23 protein-coding genes and 1 other annotated feature are annotated in these 22,196 nt (G+C 37.3%); of the genes, 15 read left to right on the forward strand and 8 right to left on the reverse strand.

The window, feature by feature from the left end; translation table 11 throughout:
- Nucleotides 1–79: 79 nt before the first annotated feature.
- Nucleotides 80–211, reverse strand: coding sequence for a DUF3941 domain-containing protein (locus RBB48_RS09890; protein ID WP_001120851.1), 132 nt, complete (start codon nucleotides 209–211; stop codon nucleotides 80–82).
- A 100-nt stretch (nucleotides 212–311) separates the two neighbouring features.
- On the opposite strand from RBB48_RS09890, the gene RBB48_RS09895 reads away from it, so the two are divergent.
- Entirely contained in the window at nucleotides 312–1,169 is an 858-nt protein-coding gene (locus RBB48_RS09895) for a YitT family protein (RefSeq protein WP_060489317.1), read from the forward strand.
- 25 nt (nucleotides 1,170–1,194) lie between these two features.
- Here RBB48_RS09895 and RBB48_RS09900 read toward each other — a convergent pair whose 3' ends face one another.
- The 3 genes from RBB48_RS09900 to RBB48_RS09910 form a co-directional block, all read right to left on the reverse strand.
- Nucleotides 1,195–1,392 carry a DUF3813 domain-containing protein gene (locus tag RBB48_RS09900; protein ID WP_046957006.1) on the reverse strand — a complete coding sequence of 66 codons (198 nt, stop codon included), beginning with the start codon at nucleotides 1,390–1,392 and terminating at the stop codon, nucleotides 1,195–1,197.
- Nucleotides 1,393–1,533, reverse strand: a complete 141-nt coding sequence (locus RBB48_RS09905; protein WP_000516816.1) for a hypothetical protein — start codon at nucleotides 1,531–1,533, stop codon at nucleotides 1,393–1,395.
- Between the two features lie 105 nt (nucleotides 1,534–1,638).
- Entirely contained in the window at nucleotides 1,639–2,448 is an 810-nt protein-coding gene (locus tag RBB48_RS09910; RefSeq protein ID WP_048545178.1) for a Cof-type HAD-IIB family hydrolase, read from the reverse strand.
- Between the two features lie 491 nt (nucleotides 2,449–2,939).
- Here RBB48_RS09910 and RBB48_RS09915 point away from each other — a divergent pair, with 491 nt between their 5' ends.
- Both RBB48_RS09915 and clpB read left to right on the forward strand, forming a co-directional pair.
- Nucleotides 2,940–3,119 (forward strand): YjzC family protein, encoded by a 180-nt coding sequence (locus RBB48_RS09915; protein WP_000531420.1) that lies wholly within the window; start codon nucleotides 2,940–2,942, stop codon nucleotides 3,117–3,119.
- 199 nt (nucleotides 3,120–3,318) lie between these two features.
- A complete protein-coding gene (gene clpB, locus RBB48_RS09920) occupies nucleotides 3,319–5,919 on the forward strand; it encodes an ATP-dependent chaperone ClpB (protein ID WP_088062459.1) in 2,601 nt (866 codons plus the stop codon).
- Nucleotides 5,920–5,956: 37 nt separating this feature from the next.
- Here the strand turns inward: clpB and RBB48_RS09925 are convergent, their stop codons facing one another.
- Entirely contained in the window at nucleotides 5,957–6,139 is a 183-nt protein-coding gene (locus RBB48_RS09925; RefSeq protein ID WP_001211113.1) for a YjzD family protein, read from the reverse strand.
- A gap of 156 nt (nucleotides 6,140–6,295) precedes the next feature.
- On the opposite strand from RBB48_RS09925, the gene RBB48_RS09930 reads away from it, so the two are divergent.
- The 7 genes from RBB48_RS09930 to RBB48_RS09960 all read left to right on the forward strand — a co-directional run bounded on the left by RBB48_RS09930 (nucleotide 6,296) and on the right by RBB48_RS09960 (nucleotide 12,381).
- Entirely contained in the window at nucleotides 6,296–7,030 is a 735-nt protein-coding gene (locus RBB48_RS09930) for a lipase family protein (RefSeq protein ID WP_048545174.1), read from the forward strand.
- Nucleotides 7,031–7,059: 29 nt separating this feature from the next.
- On the forward strand, nucleotides 7,060–7,932 hold the full coding sequence (locus tag RBB48_RS09935; protein ID WP_137013517.1) for an NAD-dependent epimerase/dehydratase family protein: 873 nt from the start codon (nucleotides 7,060–7,062) through the stop codon (nucleotides 7,930–7,932).
- 53 nt (nucleotides 7,933–7,985) lie between these two features.
- Nucleotides 7,986–8,162, forward strand: coding sequence for a ComZ family protein (locus RBB48_RS09940; RefSeq protein ID WP_001003337.1), 177 nt, complete (start codon nucleotides 7,986–7,988; stop codon nucleotides 8,160–8,162).
- A gap of 231 nt (nucleotides 8,163–8,393) precedes the next feature.
- The gene (fabH, locus tag RBB48_RS09945) at nucleotides 8,394–9,326 is read left to right on the forward strand and encodes a beta-ketoacyl-ACP synthase III (RefSeq protein ID WP_001100551.1); all 933 of its coding nucleotides are present in this window, start codon (nucleotides 8,394–8,396) and stop codon (nucleotides 9,324–9,326) included.
- Nucleotides 9,327–9,357: 31 nt separating this feature from the next.
- A complete protein-coding gene (gene fabF / locus RBB48_RS09950) occupies nucleotides 9,358–10,596 on the forward strand; it encodes a beta-ketoacyl-ACP synthase II (RefSeq protein ID WP_000412643.1) in 1,239 nt (412 codons plus the stop codon).
- Nucleotides 10,597–10,702: 106 nt separating this feature from the next.
- Entirely contained in the window at nucleotides 10,703–11,491 is a 789-nt protein-coding gene (locus RBB48_RS09955; protein WP_088062463.1) for a DUF2268 domain-containing putative Zn-dependent protease, read from the forward strand.
- 143 nt (nucleotides 11,492–11,634) lie between these two features.
- Entirely contained in the window at nucleotides 11,635–12,381 is a 747-nt protein-coding gene (locus RBB48_RS09960; RefSeq protein WP_000966116.1) for a YjbA family protein, read from the forward strand.
- 278 nt (nucleotides 12,382–12,659) lie between these two features.
- Here RBB48_RS09960 and trpS read toward each other — a convergent pair whose 3' ends face one another.
- Nucleotides 12,660–13,649, reverse strand: a complete 990-nt coding sequence (trpS, locus tag RBB48_RS09965) for a tryptophan--tRNA ligase (protein WP_000110998.1) — start codon at nucleotides 13,647–13,649, stop codon at nucleotides 12,660–12,662.
- Between the two features lie 74 nt (nucleotides 13,650–13,723).
- Nucleotides 13,724–13,940: a binding site (T-box leader), on the reverse strand.
- Between the two features lie 105 nt (nucleotides 13,941–14,045).
- Entirely contained in the window at nucleotides 14,046–14,426 is a 381-nt protein-coding gene (locus RBB48_RS09970) for a DUF3899 domain-containing protein (protein WP_088062464.1), read from the reverse strand.
- Nucleotides 14,427–14,745: 319 nt separating this feature from the next.
- Between RBB48_RS09970 and RBB48_RS09975 the strand changes: the two genes are divergently transcribed.
- The 5 genes from RBB48_RS09975 (at nucleotide 14,746) to RBB48_RS09995 (ending at nucleotide 20,437) form a co-directional block, all read left to right on the forward strand.
- Nucleotides 14,746–16,377, forward strand: coding sequence for a peptide ABC transporter substrate-binding protein (locus RBB48_RS09975; RefSeq protein ID WP_088062466.1), 1,632 nt, complete (start codon nucleotides 14,746–14,748; stop codon nucleotides 16,375–16,377).
- A gap of 127 nt (nucleotides 16,378–16,504) precedes the next feature.
- Nucleotides 16,505–17,434 carry an oligopeptide ABC transporter permease gene (gene opp3b / locus RBB48_RS09980; RefSeq protein ID WP_000534165.1) on the forward strand — a complete coding sequence of 310 codons (930 nt, stop codon included), beginning with the start codon at nucleotides 16,505–16,507 and terminating at the stop codon, nucleotides 17,432–17,434.
- A complete protein-coding gene (gene opp3C, locus RBB48_RS09985; protein ID WP_000974096.1) occupies nucleotides 17,431–18,447 on the forward strand; it encodes an oligopeptide ABC transporter permease in 1,017 nt (338 codons plus the stop codon). The genes opp3b and opp3C overlap by 4 nt, the downstream gene beginning before the upstream one ends.
- 18 nt (nucleotides 18,448–18,465) lie before the next feature.
- Nucleotides 18,466–19,509: an ABC transporter ATP-binding protein gene (locus RBB48_RS09990; protein WP_000854346.1), complete on the forward strand. Its 1,044-nt coding sequence runs from the start codon at nucleotides 18,466–18,468 to the stop codon at nucleotides 19,507–19,509.
- Nucleotides 19,502–20,437, forward strand: a complete 936-nt coding sequence (locus tag RBB48_RS09995; protein WP_000166340.1) for an ABC transporter ATP-binding protein — start codon at nucleotides 19,502–19,504, stop codon at nucleotides 20,435–20,437. The genes RBB48_RS09990 and RBB48_RS09995 overlap by 8 nt, the downstream gene beginning before the upstream one ends.
- Nucleotides 20,438–20,581: 144 nt before the next feature.
- Here RBB48_RS09995 and RBB48_RS10000 read toward each other — a convergent pair whose 3' ends face one another.
- A complete protein-coding gene (locus RBB48_RS10000; RefSeq protein WP_046957012.1) occupies nucleotides 20,582–22,027 on the reverse strand; it encodes an MATE family efflux transporter in 1,446 nt (481 codons plus the stop codon).
- Nucleotides 22,028–22,196: the final 169 nt, after the last annotated feature.

Here is a 22,196-nt window from a genome sequence, read left to right on the forward strand (position 1 = left end):
CATGAAGTGAATTTTTAATGTTTTTTCCCTGTAAAATGTAAAAAAAGTACATCAACAATATTGTTGATGTACGATGGGATCAAAGGTGATCAGTCTTTTTAGAATAGGCACGCTTACCTTGCTGAATATTTTTTTGTTCTTGCTCATTTTTTTGTGTGCGCTTTGCATTATTATCGCGTGCTTTTTTGTCGTTATCACTCGTATGTGGCATATGTATCAACTCCATTTCTAACCGTTGTACGTTTATCATTTCCTTTTTCGTAAAGACTATGTATAGCAGTGCATTCATGAATAATAAAGGTGGATTAGAAATGGATTTGAAGTTGAATTATACCGAACTTATAAAGAAGTTAATCGTTGTAATTGTCGCAGGTTTGTTAAACGCGATTGGAATGAATTTATTTTTAACGCCAGCGAAAGTGTACGCGAGTGGCTTTGCTGGATTGTCTCAATTGTTATCACAAATATTAGGGGACTTTTTATCTATTCACATATCAACGGGGGTATTGTTTAGTTTGTTTAATATTCCCGTCGTTATTTTAGCATGGAAAAAGGTTGGAAAGGCCTTTACTTTCTTTAGTTTTCTTTGCGTGATATTTATGACTTTGTTTCTAGAAATTATCCCGGTTAGAGCGGTTTCGAACGATATTATATTAAATGCGATTTTTGGTGGGATTATTTCAGCGATTGGGGTAGGGATTGCGTTGAAGTGGGGGGCTTCTACAGGTGGTTTAGATATTATCGCCATGATTTTATCAAAGATTAAAGATAAGCCTGTCGGTACGTATTTTTTCTTCTTTAATGCACTTATCATTATTGCGGCTGGCTATGTGTATGGATGGGAAAAAGCATTATATACTTTGGTGACTTTGTATGTGTCAACGCGAATTATTGATGCGATTCATACACGTCATGTGAAAATTACAGCACTAATTGTTACGAAGAATGGGACAGATGTACGAAAGGCGATTCATTCACGCTTAGTGAGGGGGATTACAACTATACCAGCAACAGGCGCTTATACAAATGAAAATAAGGAAATGTTAATGATTGTTATTACGCGTTATGAGTTATATGAATTAGAAAGGGTTATTAGGCAAGTGGACCCAGGTGCATTTACAAACGTATTACAGACGGTCGGAGTGTTTGGTTTGTTTCGAAAAGATTAAAGAGGACCAAAGCTGGTCCTCTTTTTTAATGTAAATTCGTAATATTTTGCAACTGCTCCTGCATTTCACGTAGCTGAACTTTTTCAGCTGTTGAAGAGTTTGCATAAGCAGAGTGCAAAGCGTTTTTTGCTCTATATACGAGATCTTGTTGCTCAGTACCGCTTGAACAAGTGACGGCATTTGCAACGGCATCTCTAGCTTGTTGGAATAGTAAGTTCCCCATTTAAACCCCTCCAAAAGAAGAGTTACTTCTCGCTTTTTCTGCCTCAGCTAATGTACCACGGTACGGGAATCTTGCATCATGCTTCATAACAGCATCGGCTCCTTGTTGGATAAAACGTTTTGATTTGTTCTTTTTACCCATTCGAAAAACCCCCTTTATTTAGCTGAAAACAATCGACGCGCTGACTTTTGCGTCTAATAATAGTATGAGCGTTTGACGAGAAACTATAAGCAGGGAATTTTTAGATTATAATCCAAGAACCTCTTCTAAATATAGCGCAATACCATCTTCTTCATTCGTTAATGTCGTATGATTTGCGAGTGATTTTAATTCAGGAATTGCATTACCCATTGCGATGCCGTGACCAGCAAATTCAATCATTTCAAAGTCGTTATCTTCATCACCGAAAGCGATAATTCGCTCTTGTGGAATGTTGTAATGACTAGAAATTTTTTGTAATCCGACAGCTTTATTTAACCCACTTTTCACGATTTCAATAATCGGCCAAGGTGCGCCCCATTTTCTATGGTCGATTACTTCAGCGTGCATATCAGTTAAATGTTGACGAATTGCACTGGAATGCTCGTCATGTGCGTCAATTAATAAGCAGGTTGGATGATCGTTTAAAATATTTAATAAGTCTCCTGTAAAAATCTTTGGAGAACCGAATTCGAAAATATGTTTTTTATCTTCATCAATTTCACGAACATACACATCGTCCATTACTTCAGCATATATATTTTTTACACCAAAATCAAAGCAAGCTCGGACAATTTCTTGGGCTGTTGCTAGCTCAAGGGGAGAGTGATGTGTTCCCCACTTTGAATCAAGAGGATGATGTACGTAAGCACCATTAAAGTTTACGATTGGTGTATTAAGACCGAGTTCTTTGTAGTAATCAAAACTAGCACGGAATGGACGTCCCGTTGAAATAACGACAATATGTCCTTGCTCCTTTGCTTTTGCAATTGTATGTTTTGTTCGAGTGGAAATTATTTTGTTGTCTGTTAATAAAGTGCCGTCTAAGTCTAATGCGATTAAATGCTGTTTATTCATAATTTCACCTCTTATAATATTTTTTTGTTTCTATCTGTATTTCCGTTTTTAATATGCAGAAATAAGAGGTTAAACTGGGTGAGAACACCAAAGATGGAAAGTTCACTATATATCCATCTTACGTCGCAAAGTGCTGCGGTGTCTACTATTTCTCGCTGGAAATTAAGAAAAGTCAACGTCTTTTTAGAAAGTTCAAACAATGTTTCTTTCATTATGTACAAATTGTGAAAAGGGTTACATTGCTCGTATGATGAGGCTTATAATGAACATGTAATCTTCTCGTATATGTTTGACTCTCCTTTGAAGCTAGCCTATAGTAGGTTGGTTTCTTTTTTTTCTACAAATAGGAAAGAAATCCCTTCCTAAGCTTGTGTCATTCATGTATATGTACAAGAACGAAATGTAGTACTTGTTTCCTAAACATGACAGAAAAGCTTTCTTTTAAAATGGATATACTAATGAGGCAAAGACGTCATGGAAGGAGAATGGAAATGGGACAAAATCGCAGGTTTCGTTCTGGACAAAAAGCGCCAAACGATGGTATTTACGTAGAAATTGGTGAAACAGGAAGTATGGTAAAAGATCCGCAAATGGTGAAATTAACTGCGGGTGAAAAATTTCCAGATAACGCGAATCATAACCGTCAGTGGACATATAAAAGAAAACCGTAACAGGAGCCGCAATCATTATTGCGGCTTTTTTGTCGTTACGCATTGCGTATATTTTTTCAGTTGTATAATGAATGTTCCCTTTTTCTTTTTCCAATAATAAGTTTGAAAATACATAAGCAAAATTATTGTATAAAAAAGTCAGTTGGCGTATAATCAAATCAAAGGTCAAAGAAAGTCAAACATTTGGAGGACTGTAAAGATGGACTTAAATCAAATGACAACAAAAACACAAGAGGCGATTATGAGTGCCCAATCTTTAGCGGTATCTCATCATCATCAAGAAGTAGATACTGTTCATCTCTTGTTTACATTATTAGAAGAGCAAGATGGATTAGCAGTGCGTATTTTTCAAAAAATGAATGTCGATATAGAAGCGTTAAAGCAAGGCGCCGAAAGTTTAATTAAGAAAAAACCTTCTGTAACGGGAAGCGGTGCAGAAGTAGGAAAATTATATATAACAGGTGCTCTGCAACAACTACTTGTAAGAGCAGGAAAAGAAGCAGAGAAATTGCAAGATGAATACATTTCAGTTGAACATGTATTGCTTGCTTTTTCAGAAGAAAAAGGCGATATAAATCAATTACTTACAAGATTTCACATTACGAAAGATAACTTATTACAGTCTTTAATGACAGTTCGGGGGAATCAAAGAGTGACTAGTCAAAATCCAGAAGCAACTTATGAAGCGTTGGAAAAATATGGTCGTGATTTAGTGGCGGAAGTGAGAGCAGGGAAAATTGATCCTGTTATCGGTCGCGATAGTGAAATTCGACGTGTAATCCGCATTCTTTCACGTAAAACGAAAAACAACCCGGTTTTAATTGGTGAACCCGGTGTTGGTAAAACAGCAATCGTTGAAGGATTAGCACAGCGTATTGTGAAGAAGGATGTACCAGAAGGATTAAAAGATAGAACAATCTTCGCATTAGATATGAGTGCGCTTGTAGCTGGAGCGAAATTCCGTGGTGAGTTTGAAGAGCGTCTGCAAGCTGTATTAAATGAAATTAAAAAGAGTGAAGGTCGCATTTTATTATTCATTGATGAACTTCACACAATCGTCGGCGCTGGTAAAACAGAAGGTGCGATGGACGCAGGAAATATGTTAAAACCGATGCTTGCGCGTGGTGAACTGCATTGTATCGGGGCGACAACGTTAGATGAGTATCGTAAATATATTGAGAAAGATCCAGCGCTAGAAAGACGTTTCCAACAAGTATTAGCAGAAGAACCAACTGTTGAAGATACAATTTCCATTTTACGTGGTTTAAAAGAGCGTTTTGAAATTTATCATGGTGTAAATATTCATGACCGCGCGATTGTAGCAGCATCCGTTTTATCAGATCGATATATTTCGGATCGTTTCTTACCAGATAAAGCGATCGATCTTGTTGACGAAGCGTGTGCAACAATTCGAACAGAGATTGATTCTATGCCAACAGAATTAGATGAAGTAACGCGCCGCATTATGCAGCTGGAAATTGAAGAAGCGGCTCTTGGAAAAGAGAAGGACTTTGGTAGCCAAGAACGCCTGAAAACGTTGCAACGTGAATTATCGGATTTAAAAGAAGTTGCAAGTGGTATGAGAGCGAAATGGGAAAAAGAAAAAGAAGATATTCATAAAGTGCGTGACTTACGTGAACATTTAGAGCGTCTGCGCCGTGAATTAGAAGAAGCAGAAGGTAATTACGATTTAAATAAAGCAGCGGAACTTCGTCACGGGAAAATTCCTGCAATTGAAAAAGAGTTAAAAGAAGCAGAAGAAATGGGTGCACATAATAAACAAGAGAATCGCTTATTACGTGAGGAAGTAAGTGAAGAAGAGATTGCTGATATTGTTTCACGCTGGACTGGTATTCCTGTCGCAAAACTCGTTGAAGGTGAACGCGAGAAATTACTACGCTTAGAGCAAATTTTATCAGAGCGTGTCATCGGACAAGAGGAAGCGGTAAGCTTAGTATCAGACGCAGTTCTTCGTGCACGCGCTGGTATTAAAGACCCGAACCGTCCAATTGGTTCCTTCATCTTCTTAGGACCGACAGGTGTTGGTAAAACAGAACTTGCAAAAACGTTAGCGCAGTCTTTATTCGATAGTGAAGAGCAAATGATTCGTATCGACATGTCTGAGTATATGGAGAAACATGCTGTGTCACGCTTAATTGGTGCGCCTCCTGGATATGTTGGATATGAAGAGGGCGGTCAATTAACAGAAGCGGTAAGACGTAAACCGTATTCAGTTATTTTGTTAGACGAAATCGAAAAAGCACATCCAGAAGTATTCAACATTTTATTACAAATGTTAGATGATGGACGCATTACAGATTCTCAAGGACGTACAGTAGACTTTAAAAACACGGTTATTATTATGACTTCAAATATTGGATCTGCTCATTTGTTAGATGGATTAGAAGCAGATGGCTCAATTAAAGAGGAATCAAGAGAACTTGTAATGGGGCAATTAAGAGGACATTTCCGACCAGAGTTTTTAAATCGTGTCGATGAAATTATTTTATTCAAACCTCTTACAACGAATGAAATTAAAGGTATTGTTGATAAAATTGTAAAAGAATTACAAGGTCGTTTAGCTGACCGTCATATTACAGTAGAATTAACAGACGCAGCGAGAGAATTTGTTGTAGAAGCTGGCTTTGATCCGATGTACGGAGCTCGTCCATTAAAACGATATGTACAGCGTCAAGTTGAGACGAAATTAGCGAGAGAATTAATTGCAGGAACAATTACTGATAACAGTCACGTAGTTGTTGATGTAGAAAATAACGAATTAGTCGTTCATGTAAAGTAAAATAAAAAAGAGTTCGGATAAAATCCGGACTCTTTTTTTAGTGTTGTTCTACTGGCTCGTTTGGAATTGTAGCTGAAATTGCTAGTACTAATACCGCAAGAACAACTGAGAAAATAGACGCTTGGTTAAAATCGTATGTACCGCCAGTCATAGAGCCGATTACGTAGCTCATCATATGTACAAGCGCGAACGACCAAATTAATGCCCAAATGAAACGCATATTTTACACCTCTATTCGTTCAATCTGTCCTTATTGTAACACAATTGAAAAAAGAATATAGAAAAATATTTGTAGATTTTTCAACGCAAATTTGCATTCCGTTCATACATTATAGAAGAGTACTTTTATACGTTTAGAAAATAAGGCGGGGGAAAAATGAGTATTACGGAACGTTTTTTTTATTTAGAAAAAGAACCATGTGTCATTTATTTACCGGAGAAGCCAAATGGATTTTCTGTTATGCTTCTCGGTGATTATAACTACTTTATTGAGAATGGTACAAGTTTATGGACACAGCATGCAGGTAGATCTTATTTTTTACATGGCCTTATTGAGGAAGGCTACACGGTCTTTTCCTCTAATTTATACGGAAGACATTGGGGAAACGACCAATCTGTTCGTCTAGCAAAACGTTTATATGACGTTGTTTTGAGAAAAGAGACATTAAATGCGAAAATGCACATTATGGCAGATGGTATGGGTGCACTTGTAGCACTTGAAATGATGAACAAATACCCTGAATGTATACGCTCTGTCATTATGTTAAATCCATGTTTAGATTTACCAGAATATGTGGAGTTTGAAAAAGAGCATAAGTTTTTTTACAAAAGATTAGTGAAGGAATTAAGTTTGGCGTATGATTCCAAAGAAGAAGAATTAGAATCCAAAATAAATAAGAAATCATTTACGCTTCTTCCGTCTTGTGTACCTGTTAAAGTTTTCGTATCAACACAAGAAAAAAGAGGAAGAAAACAGTTGTTACGTAAATATGAGAAAATGAGGCAATTCAATCAATGCGATACTTCTGTCTTATTCCATCTGCAAGATGTGAAATATAAAATGGTTAGGCAAACGACTGATTTCTTTAAAAAATATGAAGAAGAATTGTGAAGCTCCCATATACATAAATGAGGAGCTATTTGTTTCAAGGAGAAAGGGTTGGTGGTATGGAGCGCGTGCTAATTATAGGTGCACTTACGTTTGTAGGTTATCACCTTGTGAATAAAATGATTGCAGAAGAAGTAGAAGTGTACGGTCTTGATTTTGATGAATTCGAGAATATGAAAAAAATTAATGAAGAGAAGTTATTGTTGATTGGACGAAATGCGTTATTTACGTATTATTCGATAAGAGATGAAGATGGATGGAGATCAGTAGAAGGAGAGAAGTTCGATACGGTTTACTTTTGCTTGTATGAGCCAAATCAACAAAGTGGTTTTCGGAATGAAAGAGTTATATTACAGTATTTAAAGCGGATTATAAGACTGTGTGCAGAGCAGAAAGTGAAGTTAAATCTAATTTCTTCTATTGAAGTAGGAAACGCAGATGAATCTGAAAATAAACGTTTATTTTTGAAAGTGGAAGAAGGATTGAAAAAAGGAGAGGCACCATATAGTGTATTTCGAGTTCCTACATTATATGGGCCATGGCAACCATCTTTTATGATGTATCATCAGCTCATTTTATCAGAACTGGATGAGAAAGAGTGCCATTATGCGAGCGAGGAAAATGGAAGTGATCTATTGTACGTGGAAGATGTATGTGAATACTTATGGGAAAATGGAATGAACGAGGAGCATCTCGGCATATACAATTTACTTAGTGGTAAAAAGTCATTATGGAAAAAAGGTATGAACCTTTTACGTGCAGCGGATAAAGTGAATAAAAAGAATGAGGAAGAACGAAATGATGCTGTCGAGGTTATTTCGATAAAAAGAAATACCCCGTTAGAATACGGTTTAAATAAACAATTGGCACATATGAAAAAATATAAAGAGTTATACGAAGGATAGCGAGCGTGTTACACTATGTATGTGAAAGTTTTAATGGAGAGGAAGAACATAATATGAATGAGAAAAGCATGCAATTTTTACAAATCGCAATGAAGCATTTACCAGAAGCAAAGGCCATCTTAGATTCGAATGGAATTGCGCTTGATATGGAGAAAGCACAACCAGTATTAGAGTTATTGATGAAAGTTATGAACGAAGCATATGAGCTTGGGAAAGCAGATAAAGAATAAAACCTTCTTTTTTGGAAGGGAAGAGAGGCTCGAACCGTGGATAGAAGCGGTTCGGGCCTTTTTATATTTCAAAAGAAACAGGAAAGGTATGTTTCTGTTTCTTTTAATAAACAATAAAGTGAATAATGCTGGATTTATGTTTTAGCTGAAATATATTCTAGACAAAAATACATTTATGTTTTAAAATTAGTACCAAGTCATAATAATTGATATAAAACGGAGGGCTGCGATGTGAACGTGGGCATTTTAGGGATCGGAAGATATGTGCCAGAAAAAGTAGTCACAAATCACGATTTAGAGAAAATCGTAGATACATCTGATGAATGGATTCGTACGAGAACGGGAATTGCAGAAAGACGCATTGCCGATGATACAATAGATACTTCATATATGGCGGTAGAGGCTTCTAAAAAAGCACTTGAAGATGCCGGGATTAGCGGAGAGGATATCGACCTGATTTTAGTGGCAACAGTAACACCAGATCGCGCATTCCCAGCAGTAGCTTGTGTCATTCAAGAAGCCATTGGCGCAAAACACGCAGCCGCAATGGATTTAAGTGCAGCGTGTGCTGGTTTTATGTACGGAATGATTACAGCGCAACAATTTATTCAAACGGGAACTTATAAAAATGTATTAGTAGTTGGTAGTGATAAACTATCTAAAATTGTAGACTGGAATGATCGAAATACAGCAGTACTATTTGGAGACGGAGCCGGTGCTATCGTAATGGGGGCGGTTTCAGAAGGAAGAGGCGTTCTATCTTTCGAATTAGGAGCAGACGGAAGCGGCGGTAAGCATCTTTATCAAGACGAGTATGTTATGATGAACGGCAGAGAAGTCTTTAAATTTGCTGTTCGCCAACTTGGTGATTCCTGTCTTCGCGTGTTAGAAAAAGCGGGACTTACGAAAGAGGATGTGGATTTTTTAGTACCACATCAAGCGAATATTCGTATTATGGAATCTGCAAGAGAGAGATTAAATTTACCACAAGAAAAAATGAGTATGACAATTGAAAAGTTTGGTAATACATCAGCTTCTTCAATTCCAATTGCAATGGTAGAGGAATTGCAAAATGGACGTATTCAAGATGGTGATTTAATTATACTTGTTGGTTTCGGCGGCGGATTAACATGGGGAGCAGTTGCTCTTCGTTGGGGTAAATAAGGACTGAGAGAAAAAAAGGAGTGTATTTTGTATGGAGAAAAAGAGGGTCGTAATTACAGGACTAGGAGCTGTTACACCGATCGGAACAGATGTTGAAACAGCGTGGGAAAACATTAAAAAGGGTGTATCTGGAATCGGACGACTTACAAGAATTGATCCGGAACTGTTTCCAGCAAAAGTAGCAGCAGAAATTAACGACTTTGAAGTCGAGAAATATATTGATAAAAAAGAAGCGCGCCGTATGGATCGCTTTACACAATATGCAGTAGCAGCAGCGAAAATGGCAGTTGCAGATGCAAAGCTTGAAATTACAGAAGAAAACGGACCTCGAATTGGTGTATGGATTGGTTCTGGTATTGGTGGTATGGAAACATACGAAGAACAATTTAAGATTTTTACTGAGAAAGGTCCGCGCCGCGTGAGCCCATTTTTCGTACCAATGATGATCCCAGATATGGCAGCAGGTCAAGTATCGATCGCAACAGGAGCAAAAGGAATTAACACTTGTTCTGTAACGGCTTGTGCATCTGGTGCAAACTCAATTGGTGATGCATTTAAAGCAATTCAACGCGGTGATGCTGATGCAATGATAACAGGCGGAGCAGAAGCGCCGTTAACAAGTATGGCATTTGCAGGATTTAGTTCAGCGAAAGCATTAACATTTAATGAAGATCCAGCAACAGCTTGCCGTCCATTTGATAAAAACCGTAGTGGTTTCGTAATGGGTGAAGGTTCAGGTATTTTAATTCTCGAAGAATTAGAGCACGCATTAGCTCGTGGTGCTCACATTTATGCGGAAATCGCTGGTTACGGTGCAACTGGTGATGCATTCCATATTACAATGCCGGCTCCTGGCGGTGAAGGCGGCGTGCGTGCAATGCGTCAAGCTTTAGCAGATGCAGGTCTACAGCCAGAAGATATTGATTACATTAATGCGCACGGTACAAGTACGGATGCGAATGAAAAGTATGAAACGATGGCAATTAAAGAAACGTTCGGTGAGCATGCGTACAAAGTAGCAATTAGCTCAACGAAATCAATGACAGGTCACTTATTAGGAGCAGCTGGTGCTGTTGAAGCGATCTTCTCAATTAAATCAATTACAGACGGAGTAATCCCTCCAACAATTAACTATGAAACACCAGATCCAGAATGTGACTTAGATTACGTACCGAATAAAGCGAGACAACAAGAAGTAAATGCAGTATTAAGTAACTCACTAGGATTCGGTGGTCATAACGCAGTATTAGTATTTAAATCGTATAAATAATAGATGAGATAAGGAGTTTTTTCGCAATATATTGCGAAAAAACTCCTTATTTATTTTTACGTCTTTTTCTCCTTTTGCATATACATAAGAAAAAGGAGGGATAAAGATGGGGATTGTTGAAACTGCTGAGTGGTTACATCTATATTATGGACGGCCAGAAAAGCTGTGTGAAAAGTTTACGAAGTATATCCCGCTGCCAAAAGACAGGTTGTATCGCTTTTTAATTTCTAAAGGTATGTACCGCCCAGTTATACGAGGAGAACAAGAAGTAAAAGAGTTAGAGGAAAAGGAAGTTTGGAAAGAGTTACGTACGGAGTATGAGAAACTGAAAACCTGGTTAAAAGGTCCAGATGTCCCTGTCTTTATTTTATTATCAGATTCCTATAATCGAACTGTACAAGAAGAGTATAACGGTAGGGCGGGATTATCTATGCGTCACGTTATTTTCTTATTCGTATGTGGACGGAATTCGGTGGAAGAATTAAAGGTGTTATTGGCGCATGAATATCATCACATATGCAGGTTACATCAAATTGAGACGAAAGAAACAGAATATACATTACTTGATACGATGATTATGGAAGGGCTAGCTGAGCAAGCGGTAACGGAAAGATATTCAGAAAAAAACAATGCACCGTGGACGACGTATCTTTCAAAAGAAGAGGCTATTTATTATTGGAAAAATGTTGTACATGAAAGAATAAGTATAAAACGAGGAACAAGGGAGCACGACATCTTATTAAATGGATTTCACTCTTATCCAAAGATGCTGGGCTATGCGCTTGGATTTCATATTGTCAAAGATTGTGTGACATTGGAAGGAGAAGATACACTTTCTTTATTATCTATAGATGCAAAAGAAATATTGAATAAAGCAAATACATTTCATATATAAAAAACAGGAGCTCTATTTCCTGTTTTTTTTAGTATTAATAGAAGAAAAAATAATAATTAGAATATATTTCCTTAGGTGGAATAAAGTTAAGAAAAATTGAACATAATGATTGATACAAACAGTAGTGAAGTGAGGGGTAGTGAATGTTATATCTACATGATGTATGGGTAAATTGGTTTGAAGGTGAAGAGAATGGGTATAACGTTTGTCATTTTTACGAATGGCGGAAAGATGATACGATTGAGCTATTAGATCAAGTGCCATTATTAAAAGTAGATGCCACATTATATCATTACATCGAGGACGAATTGTTAGAGCTTCCGCAAAAATTGTTGGAAGACGTACATCATAAGGCATATATTCGTAAAAATCATGAACGTTTGCAGCAAGAGTATTGCTTTGTTGTTACAGATGGAAAAGGAATTATTGCGATTGACACAATTGGTTACAATGTACCAATTCGAAAGAGCAGACTTATACCGCGCCAAGAGCAGATGGTATATGAGATGGTAGAAAACGTACAAGCAGAAAAGTATGAGTTCCAAGTAGAAGAAATGGAAAAAGAACATCATATTTTATCACCATCACCTTTCATTATGAATGGCTTAACTCGTAAAGAAAGACAGCTGAAACAATTATTATTTATGGCGTTAGATCAATTACATACAACGAAAAACACAGCAGAAATTCGCTATTGGTTCACAGAGTGGGATCCATCAGCATACGGAATGGTTCAACATATGGAATTTGAAGATATTTGGGCTAAACTGTATGATGAAGCGAAAACAGGCTGGTCTGAGAAGCACGAACAATTATGCGAGCGTCTCGTAAAAGGACAGCCATTTTTTGAAAAGTTATGGGAAATGGAAAACGAGCAAAAGGTAAATTAAAAAAACCGCCAATTGGCGGTTTTTTAATTTGTTGTAACTTAGCTCCAGCGGCAAGAATGTTCGGTGGCTTCGCGCCTTCCTGCGAGGCAAAAAGCGCCTCTACGTCAGGAGCTCCATCCCCCTCACATTCTAAGCGAGCCGCTTCCGCTTTATAAGAAATCCAGCTCCGGCTCCTAGCCCTTCGCGTCTAAGAACCTTCCCCACGAGAAGGTAAAAAGCACCTTCTGTGGGAAAGAACCTTAGCCGTCAGGGCTAAACAGTCGCCTCCGCTTTATATGTTACCTACGTTTTCTGCTTAGTCCCATTGCGTTTTCTACTTTGCGTAGTTGTTTGAATGCAACGCGGTTTGCTTTTTCGGCACCTTTGTCTAGAATTTCGTCTAGTTCTGGTGAGTTGATTAGTTCGTTATATTTGTCTTGGATTGGACGAATTGCTTCCACGACTACTGCTGCTAGGTCGCCTTTGAAGTCTCCGTATCCTTTTCCTTCGTACATTGCTTCTATTTCTTCAACTGTTTTTCCAGAGAATGAAGAGTAGATTGTTAATAAGTTAGAGATTCCAGGTTTGTTTTCTTTATCAAATTTCACGATACCTTCAGAATCAGTTACAGCACTTTTAATTTTCTTTTCAATTGTTTTTGGTTCATCAAGCATACTGATCATTGCTTTTGGATTCGGATCAGATTTACTCATTTTTTTCGTAGGTTCTGTTAATGACATAACGCGAGCTCCTACTTTTGGAATACGAATTTCAGGAACAGTGAACACTTCACGGAAGCGTTTGTTGAAACGCTCTGCTAGGTCGCGTGTTAATTCCATATGTTGTTTTTGATCATCACCAACAGGTACGATTTCAGTGTTGTAAAGTAAAATATCAGCCGCCATTAATGGTGGATACGTTAGTAATCCAGCTGGAACTGAATCTCTACCAGAAGATTTATCTTTATATTGAGTCATACGCTCTAATTCTCCAACGTAAGCAACTGATTGCATAATCCATCCTAGTTGAGCGTGTGCTGGTACTTCTGATTGTACAAATAAAGTAGCTTTTTCAGGATCGATGCCGCATGCTACATAAAGTGCAGCAAGACTGCGAATGTTTTTACGAAGTTGTACGGGATCTTGAGGTACTGTAATCGCATGTTGGTTTACAATACAGAAATAACAGTCGTGTTCATTTTGAAGCTCTGTAAATTGCTTCATAGCTCCTAAATAGTTTCCAAGTGTAATCGTTCCACTCGGCTGAATACCAGAAAAGATAACTGACATAAGTAATTCCTCCTAAATTTGAATGCGTGATGGGGAAGAGAAGGCAAACAAAAAAGCCCATTCATCCCAAAAACTATAGGGACGAATGGACCGCGGTACCACCCTAATTATTTCACTACTGTGAAATCTCTCTAATCCATAATAACGTTTGGATATAACGCCAAAGCCTACTACTTTCGGTTCAGTTTGGTGCTCAAAAGCCCATTCCATACTGCGCAATTACTTGTTCACACCAGCCACAAGCTCTCTGAAATTGCCTCAATATGTACTCTTCTTTATCATCGCATACATATAAATTTATTTATTGTTACCTAAGCTCTTTTAATATGAAAGAACTAAAGTTTTATAACAAAATGTTTTGCTGATTATTATATCATATGGGATAGTGTTTGCAAACTACATCAAAATAGTAAAGCTAATGAGGGTTGAGAACAACCCAAGAACGATACCTGTAATACAAATTGGATACGTCCATTTGAATGAATATGTTTTATAAATACGTTCTTTCTTATCGACAGGTTCCTCTGCTTCTTCAATTAAAGAGTCAATTTTTTTGTTCGTACCAAACACTCTTTGAAAGGCGTAAATTGTTACGTTAAAAAATCCATTTTGAAATATGAATAAAAAACCGCCGACAAGAATAAAAAATAGTGCGGCATAAAACGATATATTGACAAAATTCAACAAAAATCGCGATGAAACGAGGATTGCGCCAATACTAGAAGCGATTATCGCTATGAAAATTAGTATACAAGTATGAAAAAAAACTTTATTCAAAATGTTCCCCTCCGTCAAAATATTACTAGAATTATTATACTATAAAAGCTATAATATGTACTAGAATTAATTTTTTGAAAATTATACGCAATTAAAGGTCTGATTTTAAGATGATGGTAGCAATGTTAACGTATCCCTTTACAAAAAAATAAAAAAATAAACATTTTATTAAAAATTTTAACAAAAAAACAAAAAACTATATTCACAATTGTTATATTATATGTATAATGAAAATTGTAGAAACTTGGAGATTATTCTTTCAATTCTACTTTTTTACAAGTGAGGGTACAGGAAGTGCAATTAGGGGAGGCAACACAACATGAAGAAAAAGATACCGTTATTACTTGCATCGACGTTGACTGTCAGTATGTTAGGAGCTTGTAGTTACCAAAAAGAGGATAATAAAGCAGGCGCAAAAGAAAAATCCTCAAACAAGCAAGTGTTAAATCTAACCGAGACAGCTGAAATCCCAACTATGGATACGACGTTATCAACAGATGCAGCATCTTCTAACATCATGAATAACACAATGGAAGGATTATATCGTCTGGGGAAAGACGATAAGCTTGTTCCAGGTGTCGCTAAATCTTATGAGAAATCAGAGGATGGCAAAAAGTATGTGTTTAAGTTACGTGAAGATGCGAAATGGTCTAATGGTGAACCTGTAACAGCGAAAGACTTCGTTTATTCTTGGCGAAGAGCTGTAGATTCAAACACAGGTGCCAAGTTTGCTTACATACTATTTGATGTTAAAAACGCGGAGAAAGTTAACAAAAAAGAATTGCCAGTTGAAGAGCTTGGTGTAAAGGCAATTGATGATTATACACTTGAAGTGGAATTAGATAACCCTGTTCCTTATTTTGTAAGTTTAACAGTCTATCCAACATTGTATCCTTTGAATGAGAAGTTTGTAACAGAACAAGGAGCAAAATTTGGATTAGAATCCAATACGACACTTTATAATGGTCCATTCGTATTAAATGAATGGAAGCATGAACAAAGCTTCAAACTTACGAAGAATCCAACGTATTGGGAAAATAAAGAAGTAAAACTTGAGGAAATAAACTTCAATATTGTTAAGGATCGTTCAACTGCTATAAATTTATATGAAACGAAAGCAATTGATCGTGTAGTCTTAACATCAGAGTTTGTAGACAAATACAAATCAGATGCTGACTTTAAAACGATTAAGAGACCATCTACACAATTTATTCGCTTAAATGAAAAGAATAAATTTTTAGCAAATAAAAATATCCGAAAAGCAATTGCAATGTCCTTTGAGCGTGAAAATATCGGGAAAGTTATCTTAAACGATGGTTCAGAGGGGATATATGGTTTTGTTCCGAAAGGCTTAGCAAAAGGTCCGAATGGAAAAGACTTCCGTGAAGAAAACGGAAAGCTTATAAAAGAGGATATTAAAGAAGCTCAAAAATACTGGGAAGCTGGTAAAAAAGAACTTGGTGTAGACAAAGTAGAGTTAGAGCTATTAAACTTTGATACTGATGATGCTAAAAAAATCGGAGAGTATTTAAAAGGCCAATTTGAAAAGAACTTACCAGGTTTAACAGTTTCAACAAAAATGCAGCCATTTGCACAAAAATTAAAACTTGAAGCAAGTGGAGATTACGCAATGTCATACGCGGGATGGAGTCCAGATTATATGGATCCAATGTCATTCCTTGAAATGTATACGACAGGTAATGCGCAAAACAAAGTAAATTACGCAAATGCAGCGTATGATGATTTAATTAAAAAAGCGAAAACAGAAGTTGATGTACAAGCTCGCTGGGATGCATTATTACAAGCAGAAAAACAACTGCTTGAAGATGCAGCGATTGCTCCAGTATATCAACCAGGAAAAGCTTATTTACAACGTGGCTCAATTACTGGCCTATTAGAACATAAATATGGCGGAGAATTTAGCTATAAGTGGGTTGAACTAAAAAACTAAAAATGGTTTCCATCATGAATAAGGGTATATGCCTATGATGGGCGTATGCTCTTATTTTAAAAAAATAAAAGTAAGAATATTTTAAACTATCTTATTGCTTTTGAGAAAAACGGGGAGGTGCTTGACTATGGGACGTTATGTATTAAAACGTTTCGTGTACATGGCTTTGACATTATTTTTAATTACTACACTGACTTTCTTTTTGATGAAATTACTTCCGGGTTCTCCGCTTAAAAACCAGGAGAAACTATCACCGGCACAAAAAGAAATCATTCTTGAAAAATATGGCTTAAATGATCCAGTACCAGTTCAATATGCACGTTACTTAGGTAACTTAGCAAAAGGTGATTTAGGGGTATCATTCCAATATGATAACCGTCCAGTAACAGATATGATTGTGGATCGCATTGGACCATCAGCACAACTTGGTTTACAAGCGATTATATTAGGAACATTTATCGGTTTAATTTTAGGAATCGTTGCGGCACTTCGTAACAATACGTGGGTCGATTATGGGGCGACAATTATTTCCGTACTCGGGATGTCGGTACCATCGTTCGTATTCGCCGCATTACTACAATATTTCGTAGGGGTAAAACTTGGGTGGTTCCCAGTAGCATTCTGGAAAGGACCAGAGTTTACCGTAATGCCTACAATCGCTTTATCGATGGCAGTTATCGCAACAATCGCACGTTTCGCTCGTGCAGAGTTAATTGAAGTTATGCAAGCTGATTACATTTTAACAGCGAAAGCGAAAGGAATTAGCCAAGGTGTTATCATTATTAAACACGCACTTCGTAACGCGTTAATTCCAGTAGTAACAATTTTAGGACCAATGGTTGCAGGTTTAATTACAGGGACATTAGTTATTGAGCAAATTTATGCTGTACCAGGACTAGGGGAACAGTTCGTTAAATCTATTACAGTGAATGACTATACAGTTATTATGGGAACTACAATTTTCTATAGTGCGATTTTCATCTTAGTTATTTTCATTGTCGATATTTTATACGGAATTATTGATCCTCGTATTCGTTTAGCGGGAGGGAAAAAATGATGAAAGATGTACAAAAATTATCTCCAGATTTATTTCAACAAGCCAATCAAAATAATGTTGATAATGAAGTCATTGCCCGTCCAAGCTTAACGTTTTGGCAAGATGTAAGAAGACGTTTGTTCCAACATAAAGGAGCAATGTTCGGTTTCGTTTTATTAGCGCTTATTATATTACTAGCCATCTTAGGACCGATGGTAAGTAAGCATTCGTATAAAGAGCAAGACTTAGGTCGTGCGAAATTACCACCGAAAATTCCTGTTATTGAAAATGTTCATTGGCTACCATTTGACGGTACGGATCAATATGGTGTTGACCAATATGAAAAACGTGATATTAAAGAGTATTTCTGGTTTGGTACAGATGATCTTGGCCGCGATTTATGGACAAGAACATGGGAAGGTACGCGTGTATCATTATATATCGCTCTTTTAGCAGCGGCGATTGACTTAGTAATTGGGGTTGCTTATGGAGGTATTTCAGCGTTCTATGGCGGTAGAGTAGATAATATTATGCAACGTGTTATGGAGATTATTAACGGTATTCCATACTTAATCATCGTTATTTTAATGGTAATCATTATGGGATCTGGTATATGGTCAATTACACTAGCAATGGCGATTACAGGTTGGATAGGGATGTCACGTATCGTTCGTGGACAAATCCTGAAATTAAAAAATCAAGAATATGTATTAGCATCTCGTACATTAGGTGCAACAAATACACAATTAATTGTAAAACACTTAATCCCGAACGTAATGGGACCAATTATCGTAATGACAATGTTTACAATTCCAACAGCAGTGTTTGGTGAGGCGTTCTTAAGCTTCATCGGTTTAGGTATTCAGCCACCATTCGCATCACTTGGTTCTCTTGTAAATGACGGTTATAAATCAATTCAAACGTATCCACATATGATGTTCATCCCAGCGGTTGTCATCAGTATGTTAATCTTAGCATTCAACTTAATGGCAGACGGATTACGCGACGCGTTAGATCCAAAAATGCGTAAGTAAAAGAGGGGAGAAGTAAAAATGAAAACATTGCTAGAGGTAAAAGATTTGCAAGTCTCCTTTGATACACATGCAGGTGAAGTACAAGCTGTACGCGGTGTTACTTTTGATTTAAAAAAAGGAGAAACATTAGCGATTGTAGGAGAATCTGGTTCTGGTAAATCAGTTACTTCTAAAGCGTTAATGGGATTAATTCCGAATCCTCCAGGGCGTATTAAAAACGGTGAAATCGTATTTGAAGGTCGTGACTTAACGAAACTGACAGAAAAAGAAATGCAGCAAGTGCGCGGGAAAGATATCGCGATGATTTTCCAAGATCCAATGACATCATTAAATCCAACGATGACAATTGGGAATCAAATTATGGAAGGTCTTATTAAACACCAAGGGATGAGTAAAGCAGACGCACGTAAAGTTGCGTTAGAATTAATCGACCTTGTAGGTATTCCGAATCCAGAAGCGCGTTTAAAACAATATCCTCACCAATTCTCAGGTGGTATGAGACAGCGTGTAGTTATTGCGATGGCGTTAGCTTGTAACCCAAAATTATTAATTGCCGATGAGCCGACAACAGCGCTAGACGTTACAATTCAGGCGCAAATTTTAGAGCTTATGAAGGACATTCAGCAAAAAACAGAAGCGGCAATCATTTTCATTACACATGACTTAGGTGTAGTGGCAAACGTTGCGGACCGCGTAGCAGTTATGTATGCAGGTAAAGTTGTTGAAATTGGAACGGTTGATGAAATTTTCTACAATCCAAAACATCCATACACTTGGGGCTTAATCGCATCTATGCCAAGTTTAGATGGTTCAGAAGAAGAGTTATACGCAATCCCTGGAACGCCTCCAGATTTATTAAAGCCGCCAAAGGGGGATGCTTTTGCACCACGTAATCCACAGGCATTGAAAATTGATTTTGAAATGGACCCACCTTTATTTAAAGTAAGTGATACACACTATGCGGCAACTTGGTTACTTCACGAGCAAGCTCCAGAAGTAAAACCACCGGCAGTCGTTGAAAAACGCATTCTTCAAATGAAAGCAGGTGAACAACATGACTAAACAACGTGAGAAATTAATTGAAGTAAAAAATGTAAAACAGCACTTCGACGTGAGTGGTGGTGTTGTCAAAGCGGTTAATGATATTTCATTTGATATTTACCGCGGAGAAACATTTGGTCTTGTAGGAGAATCAGGTTGTGGTAAATCGACAACTGGAAGAACGATTATTCGTTTATATGATGCAACTGCTGGTGAAGTGTTGTTCGATGGTGAAAATGTACATGGTAAAAAATCACGTGCAGAGCTGAAGAAATTCAACCGTAAAATGCAAATGATTTTCCAAGATCCATATGCATCATTAAACCCTCGTATGACAGTAGGGGATATTATTGCAGAAGGTATTGATATTCACGGACTAGCAAAAGGCAAAAAAGAGCGTATGGACCGTGTTCATGAATTATTAATCACAGTTGGTTTAAATAAAGAGCACGCAAACCGTTTCCCGCATGAATTCTCAGGTGGACAACGTCAACGTATCGGTATCGCTCGCGCACTTGCTGTAGAGCCTGAATTTATCATTGCCGATGAGCCAATCTCAGCACTTGACGTATCAATCCAGGCGCAAGTTGTAAACTTACTGAAAAAGTTACAAAAGGAAAAAGGTTTAACATACTTATTCATTGCCCATGATTTATCAATGGTAAAATACATTAGTGATCGCATCGGCGTAATGTACCGTGGTCAAATCGTTGAGCTAACAACAAGTGAAGAGTTATATGCGAATCCAATTCATCCATATACGAAATCACTATTATCAGCAATTCCGCTTCCAGATCCAGATTATGAGCGCAATCGTAAACGTATCGTATACGATCCATCTCAGCATGATTATGCTAGTGAAGCACCAACAATGCGTGAAATTCGCCCAGGACATTTCGTATTATGTTCTGAAGCAGAGTATAAGAAATATAAAGAGATTTATCAATAATAAAAAAGCCAATCTTCCGTTAAGAAGATTGGCTTTTTTCTACTATATAATAGATTTGTCAACATTTCTCGGTAAGTCGATATATTTAAAGAATCGCAGATATAAGTTTCCTTTACGAATGACTACACCTTAATTAAACGAGTGTTACTGTGCTTGAACAGAAACAATTTCCTCTTGTTCTTCAGGTTTAACGAGTGCATAACGTTCCCACGCCCTACTTTTCCAGCGGAAGAACATAATAATGGCACGTGTCCATTCATCAATAGCAATCGCTAACCAAATACCAACGAGCCCCATATCTAAATGGAAGGCGAAAAAGTAACCGAGTGGTAAACTCATTAACACCATAGAGAATGCTCCGATCAAAACTGGGTACTTTGCATCACCAGCTGCGCGAAGTGAATTGATAATGACGATATTCATCGTACGTCCCGTTTCAAGTAGCACACTTAGTAAAAGAACTGACGCACCTAACGTAATAATGTGCGGATTATCTGTAAATAGTCCCATTAATTGTGTACGGAATGTAACGACGAGAGCGACCATACATAAAGTGACGCCAATTGCCCATTTTACACTTTTCCATACGCGTTCATACGCTTCATCTTTTTCACCACCGCCAACGAGGCGTCCGATAATAATGGCTGTTCCCATACCGATCGCAATCGCGAATAAATAAGTGAACATAGAAATGTTCGTAGCGTATTGTCTAGCCGCTAATGATTCCGTTCCTAAGTATGTTGCATAGTATAAGAAGACAATTTGGCAAGCTTGATACATAACCTGCTCAAATGCAGATGGAATCCCGATTTTTAAAATTTTTCCGATGTATTCCTTTGATAAGGTGAAGTAATATTGTAATTTCACACGGTATTCCATAACGCGGTACAGTAACCAGAAGAAAACGATAAGTGCGATAAGTCGGCTGACAGCAGAAGAAATGGCAGCCCCTTGTACACCGAGTTCTGGGAAACCAAATTTCCCGAAAATGAGTACATAGTTTCCAGCGATATGAATAATATTCATTCCAAGTGAAATAAACATCGCTTGCTTTGTGAAGCCGTGTACGCGGATAATTGCGGCTAATGAATTAATAATAGCTTGAAGGAAAATAGCGCCTCCGACGATGGATAAATAGTTTTGCGCATACATGAGTACATCGCCTTGTAAGTTCATTGCCATCATCATATGTTTTGAAAATAAAAGAAAACCAGCGCTTATAATGAGTCCGACCACTAAATTTAATGTGACGGCTAAAGCTGATATTTTAGATGCTTCCATAAAACGTTTGGAACCGAGGTATTGAGATACGACGATAGCTGCGCCGTTCCCGATGACTTCTAGTACCAAAATAGCGATATGGAGATATTGATTCGCTGCACCAACCCCAGATACAGCATCGTCTGATAATGCACTTAACATGAAAGTATCAGCGATCCCCATTAACATAAATAGAAAAACTTCTAGAAAAATAGGCCATGTTAATAAGAATAAACTTAATTTCTCTGTCGGCCCGTTTTTTGCCTGAATTGCTGCCATGTCCGTCCCCTCTTTACCGATATCTATTTTTAGCAAGGTGTATCGTAACATACTTTCTTATCCTTTGCACTCATTTTAACCTACATATCTTTATTATGAAGGGAGCGCTATTTTATGATAAAAAGAGAAGGATAATTATGCACAAAGTATTATAGGATATAAAAATTATTTTTCTCTGATAATTTAGAAAAATATAAAAACATTCATTTTCAACACTTTA

The sequence above is a fragment of the Bacillus sp. MMSF_3353 genome (assembly GCF_030733445.1).
Lineage (GTDB): Bacteria > Bacillota > Bacilli > Bacillales > Bacillaceae_G > Bacillus_A > Bacillus_A wiedmannii.